13 protein-coding genes are annotated in these 19,997 nt (G+C 53.0%); 3 read left to right on the top strand and 10 right to left on the bottom strand.

Annotated features, from left to right (window positions below):
* The first annotated feature begins 277 nt into the window (after positions 1-277).
* Positions 278-1,204, top strand: coding sequence for a bifunctional riboflavin kinase/FAD synthetase (locus tag BUB30_RS00115; RefSeq protein WP_073129713.1), 927 nt, complete (start codon positions 278-280; stop codon positions 1,202-1,204).
* A gap of 1 nt (position 1,205) precedes the next feature.
* Complete coding sequence (locus BUB30_RS00110) at positions 1,206-3,161, top strand: acetoacetate--CoA ligase (RefSeq protein ID WP_073129711.1); 1,956 nt, start codon at positions 1,206-1,208, stop codon at positions 3,159-3,161.
* A gap of 31 nt (positions 3,162-3,192) precedes the next feature.
* Here BUB30_RS00110 and BUB30_RS00105 read toward each other — a convergent pair whose 3' ends face one another.
* From BUB30_RS00105 to BUB30_RS00090, 4 genes are all read right to left on the bottom strand, one after another.
* Positions 3,193-3,465, bottom strand: a complete 273-nt coding sequence (locus tag BUB30_RS00105) for a hypothetical protein (RefSeq protein ID WP_073129709.1) — start codon at positions 3,463-3,465, stop codon at positions 3,193-3,195.
* 5 nt (positions 3,466-3,470) lie between these two features.
* The gene (locus BUB30_RS00100; RefSeq protein ID WP_073129707.1) at positions 3,471-5,222 is read right to left on the bottom strand and encodes an N-6 DNA methylase; all 1,752 of its coding nucleotides are present in this window, start codon (positions 5,220-5,222) and stop codon (positions 3,471-3,473) included.
* Positions 5,223-5,230: 8 nt separating this feature from the next.
* A complete protein-coding gene (locus BUB30_RS00095; protein WP_073129706.1) occupies positions 5,231-5,818 on the bottom strand; it encodes a restriction endonuclease subunit S in 588 nt (195 codons plus the stop codon).
* A 264-nt stretch (positions 5,819-6,082) separates the two neighbouring features.
* On the bottom strand, positions 6,083-10,822 hold the full coding sequence (locus BUB30_RS00090; protein WP_143164695.1) for a T9SS type A sorting domain-containing protein: 4,740 nt from the start codon (positions 10,820-10,822) through the stop codon (positions 6,083-6,085).
* A gap of 634 nt (positions 10,823-11,456) precedes the next feature.
* On the opposite strand from BUB30_RS00090, the gene BUB30_RS00085 reads away from it, so the two are divergent.
* Entirely contained in the window at positions 11,457-14,909 is a 3,453-nt protein-coding gene (locus tag BUB30_RS00085) for a ThuA domain-containing protein (RefSeq protein WP_073129702.1), read from the top strand.
* Positions 14,910-15,038: 129 nt separating this feature from the next.
* Here the strand turns inward: BUB30_RS00085 and BUB30_RS00080 are convergent, their stop codons facing one another.
* From BUB30_RS00080 to BUB30_RS00055, 6 genes are all read right to left on the bottom strand, one after another.
* The gene (locus BUB30_RS00080) at positions 15,039-15,728 is read right to left on the bottom strand and encodes a response regulator transcription factor (RefSeq protein ID WP_073134583.1); all 690 of its coding nucleotides are present in this window, start codon (positions 15,726-15,728) and stop codon (positions 15,039-15,041) included.
* Positions 15,729-15,804: 76 nt separating this feature from the next.
* Positions 15,805-16,797: a glycosyltransferase family protein gene (locus tag BUB30_RS00075; RefSeq protein WP_073129700.1), complete on the bottom strand. Its 993-nt coding sequence runs from the start codon at positions 16,795-16,797 to the stop codon at positions 15,805-15,807.
* On the bottom strand, positions 16,794-17,648 hold the full coding sequence (locus tag BUB30_RS00070; RefSeq protein WP_073129699.1) for a UDP-2,3-diacylglucosamine diphosphatase: 855 nt from the start codon (positions 17,646-17,648) through the stop codon (positions 16,794-16,796). The genes BUB30_RS00075 and BUB30_RS00070 overlap by 4 nt, the downstream gene beginning before the upstream one ends.
* Positions 17,649-17,793: 145 nt before the next feature.
* Positions 17,794-18,447 (bottom strand): tRNA (guanosine(46)-N7)-methyltransferase TrmB, encoded by a 654-nt coding sequence (trmB, locus tag BUB30_RS00065; protein WP_073129697.1) that lies wholly within the window; start codon positions 18,445-18,447, stop codon positions 17,794-17,796.
* Positions 18,444-19,739 carry a bifunctional folylpolyglutamate synthase/dihydrofolate synthase gene (locus BUB30_RS00060; RefSeq protein WP_073129696.1) on the bottom strand — a complete coding sequence of 432 codons (1,296 nt, stop codon included), beginning with the start codon at positions 19,737-19,739 and terminating at the stop codon, positions 18,444-18,446. Before BUB30_RS00060 ends, trmB begins: the two co-directional genes overlap by 4 nt.
* 43 nt (positions 19,740-19,782) lie before the next feature.
* Positions 19,783-19,989: a hypothetical protein gene (locus tag BUB30_RS00055; protein WP_073129694.1), complete on the bottom strand. Its 207-nt coding sequence runs from the start codon at positions 19,987-19,989 to the stop codon at positions 19,783-19,785.
* Between the last annotated feature and the right edge of the window lie 8 nt (positions 19,990-19,997).

Here is a 19,997-nt window from a genome sequence, read left to right as displayed (position 1 = left end):
CAAGCACCTCCTAAATCCGAATCAATATACCTAGTCACCCGTCACCATCACCGAGGGGAACACGGGCCAGGGATCGCAGTGGAAAGCCCACAGCGACGGGCTGGGCTGGCGCGTAGGGCGAGGACTTGGAACGGAGAGCCCGGTGCCCCCGCCTCGGGGGCAGGCCTCCTATGCATTTGATTCTTAACACCTTCCAACGGATGGCACAGGGCCTGGTGCCGCTGCGTTTTAGGCTTTTTAAAAATGTATACCTTTACCCTTCCAAAAGAGGAATCTCATGAAGATCTATCACGGTATCGATGATTTTGTGCGGCTGAACTATGCGGTGGTGACCAGCGGGACGTTCGACGGGGTGCATGTGGGCCATCAAAAGATCTTGTCGCGACTGCGCGAGACGGCCGCAAAAAACGGGGGCGAAACGGTGGTGATCACCTTCTGGCCCCACCCTCGGCTGGTGCTGCACCCGGAAGATACGTCGTTGAAATTATTGAACACCTTCGAGGAAAAGGCTGCCTTGTTGAAGGCCCAGGGGATCCATCACCTGGTGCGGATCCCGTTCACGAAGGAGTTTTCGCAGCTGTCGTCGGAGGAGTTTATTACGCAGATCATTGTGAACACGATCGGCACGCGGAAGCTTGTGATCGGCCACGACCATCACTTCGGAAAGAACCGCGAGGGCAGCTTCGAGCAACTGCTGGCCGACGGCCCCAAGTACGGCTTTGCCGTGGAAGAGATCCCGCGGCAGGACATCGACCACGTGGGTGTGAGCTCGACCAAGATCCGGCAGGCGCTGGAAGAGGGCGACATCGATACGGCTACCCACTTCCTGGGCAACTTCTACAGCCTGACCGGTCGCGTGGTGATGGGCGACAAACTGGGCCGCTTGCTGGGCTACCCCACGGCCAACATCGAAGTGGACACCGCCTACAAACTCGTCCCCGCCGACGGCATCTACGCCGTGACCGTGGACCATGCCAACAAGCGTTACAAGGGCATGCTCTACATCGGCAACCGACCGACCGTGAATGGCGTGAAGCGCAACATCGAGGTGAACATTTTCGACTTTGCGCAGGATATTTATGGCGAATCGCTCACCGTCAACTTTCACAAACTGATCCGTGGCGACATCAAATTCAGCGACCTGGAAGCTTTGAAAGCACAGCTCCACTTAGATAAGATTGCCGCAATGAAGATATTAGGCTAGCATGAAGACCCCGACCCCACTCTGGACACCCTCCCAAACGGTTATTGACCAAGCCAACCTGACGGCCTTCATGCGCTGGCTGGGAAACAAGAAGCACATGCAGGTGAGCCACTACAGCCAACTGTGGGAATGGTCCACAACAGAGCCGGACCAATTCTGGGAACACGTGTGGCAATACTTCGACATCCTGCACGACGGCTCCTACAAGACCGTTACCAACGGCCAGCCTATGCCCCACACCCAATGGTTTGAAGGCACGCGGCTGAACTATGCGGAACACGTTTTTCGCAAGGCCACCACAAAGCAGCCGGCCATTGTGTTCAAGGGCGAAACGGGCGATGTGCGGGAAGTGTCGTGGGAAGAGTTGAAGGGGCAAGTGGCGGCCTTGCAGCACTACCTGGCGAGCCGCGGAGTGAAGGCCGGCGACCGGGTTGCCGCCTACCTGCCCTGCATCCCTGAAGCCTCGGCCGCCTTTCTGGCCGCGAGCGGTCTGGGCGCGACATGGTCCAGTTGCTCGCCCGACTTTGGCACGCCGGCCGTGATCGACCGCTTCGCCCAGATCGAGCCCAAAGTGCTGATTGCCGTGGACCACTATCGCTACGGTGGTAAGGTATTTGACAAGACCACGACCATACAAGAATTGCTACAGGCCTTGCCCACGGTAGAGACCGTGATCGTGCTGGCCGAAAATAACACGGCGTTCATCCATCCCAAAGTGGCGATCGTGCATTGGACGGAGGTGACGCGCAACACAGCGCTGCCGCTCGTCTTTCAGCGGGTGCCATTTGGCCACCCGTTGTGGGTGCTCTATTCATCGGGCACCACTGGGTTGCCAAAGGCCATCGTGCACTCCCAAGGTGGCATCCTGCTGGAGCAATTGAAGTACGGTGCCTTTCACAACGACTTCCTCCCCGGCGACCGTTGCTTCTGGTATACCACCACCGGCTGGATGATGTGGAACTATATTCACGGCAGCCTGCTGGCTGGCGGCGTGATGGTGCTCTATGATGGCAGCCCGGCGTTCCCGGACCTGAACGCGTTGTGGGAGTTTTCGGCGGAGGTGGGCATTCATCATTTTGGTACGAGTGCGGGCTATCTGTTGGCAAACATGAAGGCCGGCATTGCTCCTGCCCGTGATTTTGACCTCTCGCAGCTGCGGTCGATCAGCTCCACAGGAAGCACCTTGCCACCGGAAGGATTTGCGTGGGTATACAAAGAAGTGAAACCAGAGATCTGGCTGGTGTCCATGAGCGGAGGCACGGATGTGTGCAGCGCCTTTGTGGGAGGAAACCCGATCTGGCCTGTCTATGCCGGGGAGATCCAGTGCAGGGCTTTGGGCTGCGCGTTGGAAACCTTTGATGAGCATGGGGAAGCGATTAAGGACGAAGTGGGCGAAATGGTGATCACCCAGGCCATGCCTTCGATGCCGATCTATTTTTGGAATGACCCTGCCTTCAGGCGCTATACCGAAAGCTATTTCGAAACCTTCCCCGGCGTGTGGCGGCATGGTGATTGGGCGCGGATCACACCCCGTCAGGGTGTGGTGATCTATGGGCGGTCGGATGCCACGCTCAACCGCGGCGGCGTGCGCATTGGAACGAGCGAGATCTACCGGGCGGTAGACAAAGTGAAAGAAGTGAAAGACAGTTTGATCATCTGCCTGGAAAAAGAAGGGGGGCAATTTTGGATGCCACTGTTCGTGGTGATGCAAGACGGCACGGCCCTCAGCGAAGCCATTAAAACAAAGATCAACACCACCCTGCGCAACGACTACAGTCCCCGGCATGTGCCCGACGAGATCATTGCCGTACCCGATATCCCCTACACGCTCAGCGGCAAGAAAACAGAGACCCCTGTGAAGAAGATCCTGATGGGGAAAAACGTGAAGGAGGTGGTGAACGCCGGCGCGTTAAAGAACCCGGAAGCGATGGAGTTTTTCACAAGGTTTGTGAAATGATCCCGCTTTAGACTTTGATCCTTACCGATGGTTAGCGGTCGGGCGTTTTACGCATTTCTGATTCCGCGATCCTGAAAAATTCCATCAACGCATACATGTGGTTCGCCATGCTATCAAAATGAACGGGAAGATGGCCATGTTCGTGGATGATATACATGTGATACAACTCTAAAAGCGTGTTTCGGTACTCATCGGCCGTCGACGATTTTAGCAACTGATCCAATTGCTCTACAACCTCCACCGTCAGTCGCGAAGACTTTGGCGGTGTGATGGACGCGTGGGGATGTTCTGGCGCAGTGGGCATAGGGGTCAATGTGAGTGATCCTTTTTCAGTACAATTGAAGTCTTCCTGGAGTTTTTGGCGACAATCTTTTTAAAGGGCTGCCGGCTCCTGGTGCTTTTCTTCAGATAAGAAGCCTTATGAGGCGATCTTGCCGGTTCATCGGTTCTTCTGACAAAGAATTGCGTGGCATCCACCATTAAAATCCCAAGCGGCCCGTCTAGTACCATCACTACCCGGCATCCTTCTGGTAGGTAATACGGCAGCGGTTCATTCACCTTTGAAAGGATATCGTCCCCGTCAGCGCCCAGCAAGTCGCGCAACTCCATTCTAATATCGCTTCTAACTTGCGCCAATTCCGATTCCAGTTTCAGGATATCGTCTTCATTCAAAATAATAGCCTTCGACAACTCGCCCTCTCTATCACTCCCGATATATCGGAAAACACTTAAATTGAATTGATTATTCCGGATCTGCGCCTGCGACGACACATAAGAAAATTTCGCAACACTCTCCCGTTGGCGATAGGTGGAAACGATCCGCTCAATATCCTCATCGGTCCACCCCGTTGTTTTCCTGCCGATGATTTGTTCCTTACTGGCATCGATGAACACCACGCTTTTTGTTTTACGCGCTTTGTTGAAAATTATAATAGCCGCCGGAATGCCTGCACCATAGACCAGACGTGGTGGCAAAGCAATAACAGCATCGACAAGATTCTCCTCCACCAACGATCGCCGGATCACCCCTTCCCGCTGACCTCTGAACAGCACGCCCTGAGGAACCACCAGCCCCGCTCTTCCCTGTGGTCCAAGCGTTTCGACGGCATGCTGCATGTAACCAAAATCTCCCCTCCCCTTCGGCGGGCACCCTCTCAAAAAGCGCCGGTATGGATCGCGTCTTGCCTCCTCGACCGTTGGCCCTTCGGCATCCAAAGGCAGCGCCCCGACAACGATATCAAAATGCATCAACCCACCCTGCTCAAGGTGACGCGGATTACTAAAAATATCGCCTGCTTCTATATGAACATTATCCAAAGCGTGGAGAAGAACATGAAGCTTCGCCGTGATCCACGCCTCCCGGCTAATGTCCTGTCCATAAAGCGAAACGTTCCTTGAGCGCATTCCGCTCAGGCTACGCACATGTTTGGCCATTTCGATCAACGTCGATCCCGTGCCTGAAAATGGATCACAAATCCGCATACCTTCCTTGGGTTCCAATAGTCTGGCCAGCAGCATCGAAACGCTGGGTTGCGTATAGTGCTCACCCACCCCGGTCAAACCGCCAAAAAAACTTTTCAGAAGACAGGAAACGGCTTCCCCAAGGCGAACGTTGTCGCTCAGATCGAGCATCGGGTTGGCGAGGTCTGCGACCAGCGTTTTCAGTTTCCGGTTTCGCAGTCCGGAGGCGTCTGCATTGAAAGCGATCCCCTTGAGAATCTCCTCTGGTAAGCCACGGCTCCCTCCCACCAGATCAGAAAGTACACGATCAATCCTGGTCGCAAATCCGGGATGATTTCGGTTGTCGAACAAGTGCTCAAGGGTGTTCTCCCATAACAGGGGAAACCGGAGGCGCTTCATCCGTTCATCGATCGCTGCCTGATCATCACTAAATTTCTCGCGAAGCGTCTTGTGTGTCTTATTCCAAACATCGCTGGCGTGCTTTAGTAGCAGCACCGCCATGACCTGGTGGAGCTGCGTGCCGGAGTGGGAATGACCGAAAAATGATTTTCCCGCGAGGACCACCAGCCTGTTGATACGTTCCTGAACCATCTCTTCCATTGCCTTTCTTATTTTGTTTCAACAATTTTCATAAGCGCCTGGGTGACGACGCGCTGCTTCTTCTGCATAATTTTCCTCAAAAGGAGTTCCTCCTTTTTTACCAATTTATCGATGCTGACAATTTTGTGCTGAATGTCTTCCGAAGGTATGATCACCGTGACGCGCTCCAACGTTGTCTTCGCAACGTTTGGCATATGCGATCCCGAGGCATTGTTTAAAAAAAATTGCTGGACAGCAGACTGGTTGAGATACCAGGCCAGGTATCCCGGCACAATTTTTTCGGGGTCGGGTCGCAGCACAAAAAATGCGGACGAGGCGATCGCCTTCGGCAAGTTCAGCTCAAACACAATAGCAAAGTTGTGCGCACCTTTCGCAATGAAAAGGATGTCGCCCGGCTGGAGAAATGAACTGGGATTGATCTTCCGCGAAAGCACCGTGGTGAGCGTGTCGGCCTTGATGGCAGAGTAGCGATTCGAAAGATCTTTCATTTGAATGACCCGCAGTTCGCCACCCGGTTCGGGTGTCACCCTTTTCCGAAAAGAGTATCCCGAAAAAATACTGGAGACCACGGTTTTGATGTTCCTTTTCGTGACCATAACGGTGAAGCTATACTACAAAGGAAATTTATTCCGGAAGGGTTATGCAAATTTTTTTTCTGCATAATCCCTAAGATGTAGTTCAACCTTCATCTACAGATTCAATCACCACGACGTCAAGAACCTGGCTATCAAAATACTATTCAAAAACACATCGCTCAATCTTTTTTCGTTTCCGACACTTTTCTACCCCACTTTTAAACGCATCGCACAACAAAAAAGGCAGGACCGGGGTCCTGCCTTTTCAAAATGGGGAGTAGAATATTATTGTATCACGACTTTAACGCTGATGGGGCCCAGGCTTCCGCGGACCGTCAGAACATACACACCGGGTGCGAGGGTTGTGGTGTCGACCGCATAGATCAATTCGCCAGTGCTCTCTGTTTCTAACGCCTTGGACAACATAGCTTGTCCCTTGGCATCTCTCAGGTCGAGGGCGATCTGCTCGCCCGAGCCATAGCCCCGGAGATTGACATTGAGGGGCACACTTTGTGCCGGGTTGGGGAAGACGATCAACGTCTGTGTTTCCGTGCCGCCGGTATTGTTGACGGCCACCATACCCATATCGGTTACTTTACCTTCAAAATCGGTTTGACGCAGGCGGTAGTAAGATACACCCGTGTAAGGCGTTTTGTCGATCGTGGAATACACGGAAGGTAGATTAGTAGTACCCGCACCTTTCACGCGAGCCACCTCGGCGAACTTGCGGGTGTCCTTGGTTTTGTCGACGATGAAGTAGTCGTTGTCCAGTTCGGAGGCCGTGTTCCAATCCAACAGCACCTGGGTTCCATCGAGTTTGGCGGTGAAGCTGAGCAGTTCGACGGGCAAGGGGTTGTTGCCGTTTCCGGAGGCTAATGTGAAGGGGCTGAACGATGTTACGATCGCCGAACTTCTCACCGTGCCGGTGGCAGGCGATACGTTGCCGGTGGTTCCGCCGTTTCCATGATCCTTCCAGGTAGTGCCGTTCCAGCGGGCCACTTTGATGCTGGTCAAGTCATTGACCCATCCGGAAAAGTCATCCCAGCTGAGCCAAACAACGGCCTGAGGGCCTACAATTGTGGGGGCCAGGATCCAGTACTCACTGGTTTGCATACGGATCAGCGTGGCATCCTTGCTGGCAAGGCTATAGCTGGCGTCGGGGTTGCTGTGGAAATACTCTGCCTGGAATGTCGGGTTGACCGTTGTTACACCCGTGATAGCGATGGGACGATATTCGCCATCTTTACCTACCGGGAACGTAAAGTCAGTACTACCAACCTTTTGCATGGGTCCGTCCACATAGCTGTCGTTGCTTGGCGTGGCAACGGAGGAGCCAGCGCTCATGAGCAGCATGTTTGCAGCGGAGCTGATAAGATTTCCGCTTGTAAAGGTTAATATTCCTGACACCGTGAGGCCTTTTGCCAGAGTAACCCCCGTAGGGCCGCTATTGCCGAGTTGCAGATTCGTTAGCGTGGTCGCTTGCGTTCCTCCGATGTTTTGATCGGTCACGCTGGAGAAGAGCACGGTGCTTGTAGTCGCTTCGGTGAACGTCGCGCCCGTGTTGTAGGTCCAGTCACCGTCATTTATTTCGAACACAAAGGCTCCAGTTGTAGAAAGTTTCCCGCCCGCCATGGTGAATGTTCCCACCGTTACGTTGGCGCCCAGGGTTGATGTGTTTGAGCTGGGGCTGTTAAATGTAAAGGTGTTGCCCACCGTCAGATCGGCCACTACACTCATCTTGGCCGTTCCAGCCAGCGTTACACTCAGGTTGTTTACGACGTTGCCTCCTGAGGGGAAATCAAAAGTAGCCGAGCTGCTTCCGGCTAAAGAAAGGTTGTAATAATCTACGGCCAGCGCGCTGTACGTTCCCGAGCCCGCCTGGTTGAAGGTTATCGTACCACCATCAAGGTTATAGCCGCCGGTCATTTCAGGATAGGTATTGGTAGTCGTTTTGCCTATGAGGAGTTGTGACGTTCCCGTCATGTTCAAGTCTCCACCGCCACCAAGGGTGAAGGTACTGGCATCCAAAATGGCAGCATCCTGGATGGTCAGCGAGTTGTCGACAGTGGTACTTGCCGCCAGGGTCTTCGTTCCGGCGTTGGAAATGGAAAGGTTATAGTAGGTAGTGTTGGGCACTTTAACCGTTTGCGCTCCGGCTCCATTATAGTCTATGGAGTTGGGTATGGCGTCGGTATTGAGTACACCGGTTGCCAATACGGCACCGGTTACAGAATAAAGGGCGTTGGCATCGTTTACCCATATCGAGGTCGTGGCATTGGAACCCGTAAGGTTGTTCGTGTGCGTTACGGTACCCGAGTTTGTCAATGTGGTATTGGCCGCCAGGTTAATGATCGGTTGAATAGTGAGGTTTGCTCCCGGCACGATAGTTTTTGAAGTGTTCATGTTTATCGTGCCCGATCCAGTGATCGTAGCGGCGCCGGTCGAACCAAAGATCAATGCATTGGTGCCGTTAAGGTTCAAGGCATTGGCCGCCATGGCCAGCGTTCCATCAATAATAACCTGATCGCCTCCAACGGTGAGCGCCCCCCCCATGGATAGTGTAGTTCCGGCATCGATCTGAAGATCTCCCGCAACGTTAATGGCCACTGTGGTTGTCGATGCACCCGTACCCTGCAAGATCATATCCCGGCCAATCGTCCATGCAGTGCCTCCAAATGGGGTGATTTTTCCGGTTCCAGCTGTTTTCAAATCGTAGTTCGTCGTTAGCGATCCGTTTGAAGCCGTGAGTGTGCCTCCGGATTCGACAAATACGAAATCGGCTGTGGTGCCGGACGTGATTCTCATGGTGTGTGTATTCAGAATATACACCATGGAAGACGTTATCGGAGTGCAGTTGCAAACTACGAGTGGGGACCTCGTCCTGGACCAGGCCGTTGCGTCTCCCCAGGTGCTGCTTTTGAAAGAATAATAAGAGGCCACCATGGGCGTCGCACTGGCGTTTTTGGTACCCACTACGAACGTGTGATTGAAATCAGTCGCGGCCAATCCTGATCGGGCTACGACAGGAGAAGCCGGCGTGCCGGCCGAGGCCACGTGCGCACCTACGCCATACGGGGGACCATCCTGTGTCTCGAGTTTCAAGTCTGTCACTACGCCCTGACTCGAGAGGGAAGTCATGGTCACACTCATCGTGTATGTCCCCCCGACAAGTCCCGAAATAGAGATCAAGTCGTTCATGTCGGTAACTCGCTGGATGGCCGTGCCTTCATTATCATTATAGCTTACATCTGTGGCGGTCAATGCATCGTTGTGCTCAACAATTACGTATCCGCCCGTTGTGGCATTGGCTGTCGAGGTCACTTGAACCGGTCGATAGCTTACTGAGCTTCCCACGGGAAACAAACCATACAGCGATCCTGCCGTGGGGCTGATGGCCGTAGCGGAAGGAAAATATCTTTTAAAGAAGCCGCCATAGCAAATCCCTGCCGTGCGGACAAGCGCGGCACCGCTTCCATTACCCAGTTGAAGGGTTTGTCCATTCAGATTGACGTTCCCTGCGGTCATGGTGAGGGTGTTCACAACGGTGGCGGTAGTAGACGCTGCGAGCGTTAACGGCCCTGTCGTATTCAAAGTGACTCTGTAAAAACTCTGTCCTGCAGTATTGGTAATGGTCTGCGTTCCCGTGCCACCAAAAGTCGTGGTCACGTTGCCCGTCACCGTGTTGCCGGTGTTGGTCCAGTTGCCTTTAACCGTAATGTCCCCGGCAAGCGTGGTCGTACCACCACCATTGAAGGCAATGTGATAATAGGTACTGGAGCCTGAGTTGAGCGCTCTTGCCGTCTGGGCACCGGATCCGTTGAAGGTGATGGTCCCCCCCGTGATCGTGTAGGTCCCGGTGAGTTCAGGGAGGGTCACGCCCGTCTTGGCCATCCGAAGGTCCCCACCGCTCGCGGTTAGTTTGGCCGACCCGGCGGTTTGACTGAGGGTGTTGGACTGCATGTCGAAAATGCCGGAGGTCATCGTCAATGTGCGGCCGTTGGTGATGAGAATATTCCCCGTCGCGGTAACTTTACCGCTAGCGAATGTATTGTTGATGGTGAGGTCATAGAATGTTTCGGCATTGACGGTTTGGTTGTTTGCGCTGCCGCTGAAGGTCACCTTTCTGGTGCCCTCGGTAAACGCGCCATTATCGGTCCAGTTGCCGGCGATGCTTATATCAAATCCGTTAACGTCCAGGGTAGCCCCGGTACTAATGGTAAGATTGCCGTTGATCGTGGTGGCCGCCCGAAGCCTGGAAGTGGCCCCGTTGATGATCAGGTGATGAAAAATCCCTCCGCTGCTATTCACCCTCCGCGTGCCCGAAGTGGGTTTAAATTCTACGGTGTTCCCCACACCAGAAGCAACGAGGGTGGTCCCTCCAAAGTCGGCTGGCTTACTGTAGAACAAATAGGATGTGGTGGTGGCGTTTACAAAATTTCCGTTCCCTGAAAAGGCCGAAGGCGTGATAATGGAAATCTTACCGTTGTTCGTTGCCGTTTTTCCATTGATGCGAAAGGTACCGCTGTTGTCGAATTTAAGGTCGGTACCGGCAAGAATGGTTATGTTGGACTGACAGCGGATATCGCTGCTGTTATTGTTCACACTGTAATTGCCGGTCCCACTCAGCGTGGAGCCTGCCGTATTTCCCATCCTGAGGTCACCCTGGCCGGTGCCGTTCACGAGGCCGTCCAGCACCAGAGTGTTCAGATAAATATGGCGACCCGTACTGATGGTTAAAATACCGGTGGCCTCGACGGTCAGGTTGCGTATGGTGGCGTCAGCGCCGGTGGTGCTCCAGGTAACCGTGCGTCCTGCGCAGATCACAACATTGGAGGTCGATGTCGGTATAGTTGTCGCCGCGGCACCGGCGCAAGAAACGGTGGACCAAGTGGAGGCCGTTGCCCAGTTACCATTCTGACGTGCGTAATAGGTGGTTTGCGCGAAAGCCAGCGAGCCGATGAGGCAAAAAATAGCTGAAAAAATAGCGCGAGGCGTAACCCTCCCTAGTTTTGATAAAGTAACCATAAAAACTTGCTATAGACGTTATTGTTTACAAAGATAAAGATAAGGATTATAACGATGGCAGGGGGACGTCGAGGGTATGCTTTTTCATTGTCATGAGCCTAAAATTTCACACCATGGATCACCCTGTTCCTTTTAATAAGCCACACCTGCATTAAGTAACACCCCAAAACTAGCCATTTATACCGTCAAACCCGGTGTCCGACGCAAACATTACATGGCGCATGTAACATCCGGGGCGAATTTGTCAAACAAAATTCGCCGTTACACCATGGCGTCCCTTCTCCATCTTCCAGCAACGGGTATTTTCCGTGGCAAGCGGTCTGAACGACTTCTAGCGTTATCTAATCCGCTATTCAAATCGTCGGGTGCATCCTCGATAAGACGCCTCGCACGCTTCATTCTTTTTGCAAAAAGCTGCTCTGCAGCAGGTCCACCTTACCGCTAAAATCCATCGCCTGCTTTTGTACATTTCAAAAAACAACAAAGGTTGAAGCTATCATTCTCTGAAAGAATACTCGCCTCTCGTTTCCCTCCGGCATAATTTCCTTTTAAAAGCTGCTCTCTCCAGCAGCAAAGTATCCCACGGGCCATGTGTATTTTTTTGCTACTTTATCACCACTATAACCAAACCACCATGTCCTTACCAAAATCCCTGGGATGGCTCGTGCCGTTCGTCGTTCTCGTCGCCCTCTCGCTTCTGCTTAATGCCTGTCACAGCGGAAAACCTACGCCGCCCCGGGTGCTGGTGTTTTCCAAAACAAAAGGCTGGAAGCATTCGTCCATCCCCTTTGCCGATGCGGCCATCCAAAAACTCGGAAAGGAAAATGGCTTTGCCGTGGACACCACCAAGAATGCGGCATATTTTGTTGACGACAGTCTGAAACGCTATCATGCCGTGGTGTTCAACAACACCACGCGCAACGTGCTGAATGCTGAACAGCAAGCCGCCTTCGAGCGCTACATCCAGGCGGGTGGCGGCTACGTTGGCATCCACTCTGCCGCCGATACCGAGTATGAATGGCCCTGGTATGGAAAATTGATGGGCGCCTTTTTTTCGTGCCATCCCCACAATTCCAACATCCGCACGGCCACTATCAACGTGACCGACAAAACCCATATCTCCACCAAAGATCTCCCCGACCATTGGGAACGCAGGGACGAATGGTATAACTACCGCTCCTTCTATCCGGGCATAAAAGTGCTGGCCTACCTCGACGAAAACACCTACGAGGGTGGAACCAACGGCGCCAATCACCCCATTGCCTGGTATCACGAATTCGACGGCGGCCGGGCCTTCTATACCGCCAGCGGCCACGTGGACTCCAGCTACACCGAGCCGCTGTACCTGGGACACCTTTTGGGCGGCATTAAATATGCCATGGGCAAAGGCGTTTTGGATTATAGCAAAGCGTATTCGGTGGCCACACCCGAAGAAAACCGGTTTGTTAAAACCACGCTGGTCAACGACCTCAACACACCGATGGAACTGGCAGTGGCCAACGATGGCCGCATCTTCTTTACAGAGCTGCGCAGCGCCAACCTCAGCCTGTATAATTCCAAAACCGGTGAATATAAAATTATACATCGTTTCGACGTGTGCATCAAGGGTGGCACCGGCCTCATCGGGGTGACTTTAGATCCGGGTTTCCCAAAACAACCCTACATCTACCTGTATTACGCTCCTCCCACCGACAAAGAGCCGATCATTTTTAATCTTTCGCGATTCGTTTTGAAAGACGACAATACACTCGACCTGGCATCGGAAAAGATCTTATTGAAAGTACCGGTGCAGGCGAACAGCGGCTCCCATCATGGCGGCTCGCTGGCCTGGGACAAGGACGGAAATCTTTACCTGTCCACCGGCGACAGTTCAACCCCCTTCCCTGCCAATGGCTACCCTCCGCTGGACGAACGCCCGGACAAGCAATACTATTCCCAGGACGCCCAGCGCGGCCCCTCCAACACCAACGACTTGAAAGGCAAAGTGCTTCGCATTCATCCCGAGCCCGATGGCACCTACACCATCCCGGAAGGCAATCTGTTTCCCAAAGGTCAGGAAAAGACCCTCCCGGAAATCTATGTGATGGGATGTCGCAATCCCTATCGCATTGCTGTGAATCCGAAAACCTCTGTTTTGTATTGGGGCGAGATCGGACCCGATGCAGGTAAAGACAGCGTACAGGGCCCCCGTGGTTACGACGAATTTAATCAAGCCAAAAAAGCCGGCAACTTCGGCTGGCCCTACTTTGTGGGGAACAACTACGCTTATGCCGATTGGGATTTTGCCAAACAAACCGCGGGCCCGCGCTTCGATCCGGCAAAACCCATAAACAATTCCCCAAACAACACCGGTCTCCAGGAGCTGCCACCGGCGCAACCGGCCATGATCTGGTATCCCTATGCCGCCTCCCAAGAGTTTCCCGAGCTGGGTCAGGGTGGCCGCAGCGCGATGGCCGGTTCGTTTTATACCTATGACAAAGATTCTCCCTCGAAAAACAAATTTCCCGACTACTATGACGGCGCACTATTCGTCTTTGATTGGATGCGAAACTGGGTGCTCGCCCTCCGCTTCGACGAGAATGAGAACTACGTACGCAGCGAACCCTTTATGTCGGCGAACGGCGATTTCAGGAGACCCATCGACCTGGCTTTTGGCAGCGACGGGGTGATGTACATGCTGGAATACGGTTCGGTGTATGGCGCCGACAACGACGACGCGCGCCTTGTGAAGATCGAGTACAATACCGGAAACCGGCCGCCGCAAGCCAGCGCCCGCGTCACTGATTCTGTGGCGCAAGCTGAACTGAGCAAAAAAGTATTCCTCACCTCCGAGCTCCGCAACCTCCCCGTTATACGCGAGGCTGTAGGCGAGACACCCCTGCGGGTCCTCTTTAGCAGTGCCGGCACCAACGACCCGGATGACGACGACGGCATTAGCTATGAGTGGCTTTTCGATGGCAAAACCGTTGGCTCGACCGAGGCCAACCCAAAATACACCTATACGACACCCGGCGTATACACGGCCATCCTGCGCGTCAAAGACAAAGCCGGCCTGACCGACACCGACACGATCATCGTAAAGGCGGGTGACGATCGGCCGCAGGTAGCCATCACGTCGCGCAACAACCGGTCATTCTTCTGGCCCAAGAAGCCGTTCGGCTATACCGTGAAGGTGAGCGACCGCGAGGACGGCAGGATCGATCCCAAAGCGGTTCATGTTTCTTACGAATACATTCCCGAGCCTGTCAGCCTGGACGCAAATGGAAAATCGGAGGGCATCACCGCGTCTGGCAATGTGCCTATCGGCTACTCGCTGATCGCGGGAAGTGATTGCAAGGCGTGTCATACGCTGGATAAGGTTTCGGTTGGTCCCTCCTACCAAGCCGTATCACATCGCTACATCGATAAACCGGACGCCGTCGCTACGCTCACCAAGAAGATCATTGCTGGTGGTGGTGGCGTGTGGGGAACAGAGCATGTGATGGCGGCCCATCCGCAGTTGGATGAAAAAGATGTCAACGAGATGGTGAAATACATTTTGTCGCTTTCGCGGACGAAAAAGGAGAAATCCAACCTGCCGCTCCAGGGCACCGTGGCCTTGACCGACCATCGCGAGGATGAGCCCCGCGGCATCTACCGGTTGACGGCGGTGTATACCGACAACGGCGCGCATGGCATCAAGCCTGTTTCTCAAACCGATGTGGTGACGCTGCGTCAGGCAAAAATGAAAACGATCTACACCGACACCCAAGTAGGCTTCTCGCGGTTTGGTAACAATCTCACGGCCGGCGATCACAAAGCCTTTATGCTGTTGAAAAATATTGACCTGACGGGCATCCGGAAGATTTCCTTTGAATATGCTTCGGACAAAGAAGGATCCATCGAAGTGCGTATGGATTCTCAGGCTGGGCCGGTGATTGGAAAAGCAGCCGTGAAATCAACGGGCGGATTTGACAAACCTGGTACGACCACGGCAACGTTCGACAAGCCAGTGTCGGGAATGCACAATGTATTCGTTGTGGTGGTGAAGCCGGAGAAACCGAACGATGACATCGCGAAAATTAATACGATCGAATTTATGGAGTAGTTTTTTTTACCGCGGTGGCGCCCTCCTTCGCTAGAGCTTCGGCAGGCAGGCAAAGAGCGCAAAGAAATTCATTAGGTTTCTTTGCGGCCCCCGCGCCTTTGCGGTTCAATTTTTTTAGCGGGGAGTACGCTACCGGATGTCCAGCCGATAACGGTTATCAGAAGTACGATGGATCAGGTTGAGGCCGAGCTTTTGACGCAGGTTCTCGATATAGACATCGATGGAGGTGTCGAACAAATAGATCTCGGAACCCCAGATGTTCCGGAGCAGGCTTTCGTGGGAGATGGCTTTGCGCGGGTTTTGCGCGAAGAAGAATAGCAATTCAAATTCAGGGCGGCTCAACGTGATCTCTGCCTCTTTCATTTTCACGGAACTCAGCTTCCGGTTGATCACCAGGTCGCCGATCTTCAACTCGCGGATGCTTTTGCGGATCACAAAATTGCGCTTCAATACCGTATTCACCTTGTAGGTCAGCGCGCGAAGGCCAATCACTTTCTCGATGTAGTCATCACCTCCCGTATCGAGGGCTGCCTCCTGGTAGTAGCTTTCCGATTTTGCCGTGAGAAAGAAAATGTAGGTTTCTTCAAAACGTTTGAGCGCGCGCAGGGCTTTGCAAATCTCGATGCCGTTGGGGTGCGGCATCATGATGTCGAGGATGATGAGGTCGGGATGGAATTCTTTCGCGACTTCGATGGCCTGGAGGCTGTCGTCGATGGACCTTACCTTGAATCCTTCTTTTTCGAGATTGTATTCCAGCAGCTCCAGAATGTCCCTGTCGTCGTCTACCAACAATACCCGAAATGATTTCTTGTCGCTCATATCTTTTACGAACGACAAAATAGGAAACACTTATTATCCCACCTTTACAAGGCAGTTATGAAAAGTTTAATGTTTTCTATTGTTTTGTGCCCAACGACACGGCTAACGCAACGGCTTCCGCGGTGTTGTCGTCGTAATTTACCGTTACCCGGGTGTCGGTATCGAGCCATTCGATGATCTTTTCGAGGCTCTTCTTTTTGACTTTCTTCAGTACAGGCACGCCCAGTTGCTTCAGGGATGCGGCATTGTAATGTTGCTCCAATTGCGATTTCATCGGCACCACCAACAGTTTTTTTCCAAGGTAAAGTGCCTCCGCCGGTGTTTCAAAGCCGGCACCACACAACACTCCCGTGGCGGAGGTCATGCTGGCCGCGAACTCGTCCTTGCTCACCGGGTACACGGAGAGCTTGCCCACGTGATACGGTTTCTTTGCGTGCTTCGAAAAAATATGCCAGCGCACCTGCGGGATGCGCGTGAGCAGCGGCACGAGTTTCTTGTCGTCGTAGGCGGGCAAATAGACGGTATAGTGATCTTTCGTTTCGATCTTGCTTTTCCTTACCGCACTGCGGATAACCGGGGTAAACATGTTGTTGTCATACCGATCGAAATGAAATGAAACATACTTCTCCACGGGCGCGTAATTGTGAAGCACCCACTCCCCCACCGGATCGATCTTTCGCGGCGTCGGGATCTTTGACGACAGCAAGGCCGACTGATGGCTCAGACCGACGCACGGAATGTCGCGCTTGCGGCAAGCCCAGGCCGACACGGGCTCGAAGTCGTTGATCACCAGGTCGTATTTTTCTACCGGAAATTTCTTGATCTCTTTGTAAACTTCCTTCGAACTGTTTCGCTTGAAGGTTTTTACGAAGTCTATCCCTCCGTTGGTGCCAAAAATAAAACTCAAGCCTTTTGACTTGTATTTTACGGGGTAGGACAGCTTAATATCCGCTTGTGAGCCGCTCACAAACAGGTCGAGGTCGCCGTGTTGTTTCAGGGCTGGGATGATGTCTTCGGCGCGGGCGAGGTGGCCGTTGCCGGTGCCTTGGATGGCGTATAAGATCTTCACTTTTTCAGGTTTAAGAATTCGTTGACCAGTCCCTTGAAAATCTTGTCGTTGTCCAGGTTCTCGTTGAGACGCTTGGGGAGTTTCACGGCCTGTGCCTGGGCATCTTCGCTGTAGCGATAGATGCGCCATTGGCCGGCGTCGTACTCCAGGGATGTTAGATTTTCAATCCAGTCACCCGAATTTAAGTAAATAACTTCACCTTTTTCGGTAGTGATCTTTTTCATTTCGGGGTGGTGAATATGGCCGCAAACCACATAGTCGTACTGGTTCTCGATGGCAATGTCGGCGGCCGTCACCTCGAAATCGTTGATGAACTTTACGGCGGATTTCACGCTGTCTTTCACCCGTTTAGAGAGGGATATTTTTTCCCTGCCCAGTTTCACCATGATCCAGTTCACCAGGGTGTTGATGAGAATGAGCGTGTCGTAGCCAATGGCGCCCAGTTTGGCCAGCCATTTTGAGTATTGCATGGTCACGTCAAAAACGTCGCCGTGGAAGATCCAGGCGCGTTTGCCATTGAGCCGCAGCACCACTTTGTTGTCGATCTGGAAAGAGCCGATCCGGAAATTGGCAAACTTGCGCAGCATCTCGTCGTGGTTGCCGGTGAGGTAGATGATCTTGGTGTTTTTGGCGAGCAACCCGGTGATGTGCTTCACCACTTGCATGTGCGACTTGGGCCAATAGCGTTTGCTGAACTGCCACATGTCGATGATGTCGCCGTTCAGAATGAGTTTTTTGGGGCGGATGGTCTTGAGATAGCGCAGCAGGTCTTCTGCATGGCACCCGTATGTGCCAAGATGGATATCGGACAATATAACGAGCTCAACGTCTCGTTTTCTTTTCTTACCCATTTTCGCAAACAATGATTCCCTCAGACGAATCCGAAGGAATCTTCAAACCTATGATGTTGTAGTCTTACGCCACAAAAGTACAGAGGCTGTGTTACATCCCTGCGGACGGTTCGTTATCAAATTGTTACGTAATATAGGGCCGATTTCAGAAATGAAACCGCAGGTACTTTATTTTCTCGCCCAGGGCGGCAAAATGCTCCTCATAACGCGTTTTGATGTCGAAACACTCGGGGCGCAAAACAGAGTTATACATATCGTCCGTAAACTGTAGATCAGAGATGTCGGTCCGGTTTTGGGCTTCTTCCAGGCTGTATTCGTAGAGCGGAGTATTGTCGGTTTTCAAACGGATGTAGCTACCGGGTTTCACCAGTCTTTTGTAGATGTCCATGTAACGCGGACTGGTGAGCCTTCGCTTGATGTCGCGCTTGCGCGGACGCGGGTCGGGGAACGTGATCCACACTTCGTCCAACTCACCCGGCGTGAAAAAATTCTCCAGCAATAAAATGGGTGTGCGCAGAAAGGCTACGTTGGTCAGGTTTTGCTCCGTGGCCAGCGTGCTTCCCTTCCAAATGCGCTCGCCTTTTATGTCGACGCCGATGAAATTCTTTTCGGGGAAAAGTTTTGCCAGGCTCACGGTATATTCGCCCCGTCCGCAAGCCAGCTCAACGGTGATGGGGTTGTCGTTCTTGAAATAGGTGGAGCGCCAGTTGCCCTTGATGGTCTCGTAAACATCTTTGGTGCGCTCGATCACATTGTCGCGCGCTTCGATGATCCTAAACCGTTCCTGTTTTCGTTTCATAAGTCGTTTATTTCCGCCACCACAAAGGTGCTGCCCCCGATGAAGATCATGTCTTCCTTCGTGGCTTGTTTCCGTGCTTCCCCCAATGCCTCGTTCACATCGACCACCACTTTTCCGGTGAGCCCTGCGGCGAGTGCCATGTCCGATAGCGACCCCGCATCCAACGCCCGGGGGATTTTAGCCTGGCAAAAGTAATAGTTCGCGTCTTTTGGCAAAAGGGCCAGCACATCGCGGATGTCCTTGTCTTTTACCATGCCGATCACCATAAAAAGTTTCCGATAGGTTTGTGCACCGATCTGGCGCACCACCTCATGTATGCCATCCACATTGTGCCCGGTGTCGCAAACGGTTAAAGGATGTTGGGAAAGTATTTGCCACCGTCCTTTCAACCCGGTTTGCTGGACAACTTGCTCCAGTCCCTGGCGGAGTTGTTGGCTGGTGATCGTCCACCCCATACCCCGCATCAGGTTGACCGCCTTCAAGACGCCGGCGATGTTCCGGCGTTGATAAAAGCCCTGCAGCGGCAGGGTTATTTCGTTCAATAGGACTTCGCGGTCGCGCAAGACTTCAAGGGTTACATGTCCGTCTACCACACGTTGCTCGACATGATATTCCTCCGAAGCAAAGAAAAGCGTCGCTTTCTGTTTTTTTGCGCGATCCAGGAAAACCTTGTCGATGCCGGGCTGCCGTTCGCTGATCACGACCGGCACATTTGGTTTGATGATGCCCGCCTTTTCGGCTGCGATCTTCTCCAGCGTGTCACCCAAAATATCCTTGTGATCCCATCCAATGTTGGTGATGACCGACAACTCGGGCAGGATCACGTTGGTGGAATCCAACCTTCCTCCTAAGCCCACCTCCACGATGGCGATGTCGATGCCACAAAACACAAAATAGTCGAACGCCATCACCACGGTGATCTCAAAGAACGACGGTTCGATCTGTGCGATCAACGGCTTCACACGCTCCACGAAATCAACCACAAATGACTTTTCGATCTCCGCTCCGTTCACGCGAATGCGCTCGGTAAATTCTTTCAGGTGTGGAGATGTATACAGTCCGGTCTTATAACCCGCCGATTGAAAGACCGACGCCAGCATGTGCGACGTGCTGCCTTTGCCGTTGGTGCCGGCTACGTGAATGCTTTTGAATTTCTTTTGGGGATTGCCCAACGCCTCGCATAGTTTCAGGGTGTTGGTGAGGTCGTTCTTTAACGCTGCTGCACCGATGCGTTGGAACATGGGCAGGTTGGTGTAGAGATATTGGAGCGTCTCCGCGTACGTTTGGGACATGGGGCACAAAGGTAAGCGTTGCTTTTATGCAACGCCAGTATTTTCAAAGCCCGGATTCTTCCCGGGGAATATGAAACTCGTCGGCACTGGATTGAAGGATGGCGAGCACTTCCTGGTAGGCCAGCAACTTGCCTTCGATGTGAGTAAGTTCTTCGGGATCGGCAAAGCCCCGGCGTTCCTTGAGCTCGCGGATGTTTTGGTGCAGGGTGATCAGCACGTCGTGGATGAATTCGATGTAGCGGGGTTGCATACCCGTAG

This window comes from Chryseolinea serpens, assembly GCF_900129725.1.
Taxonomy (GTDB): Bacteria; Bacteroidota; Bacteroidia; order Cytophagales; family Cyclobacteriaceae; genus Chryseolinea; species Chryseolinea serpens.
Note: the sequence above shows the minus strand (reverse complement) of the source record. Positions and strands in the feature narration are given on the sequence as shown.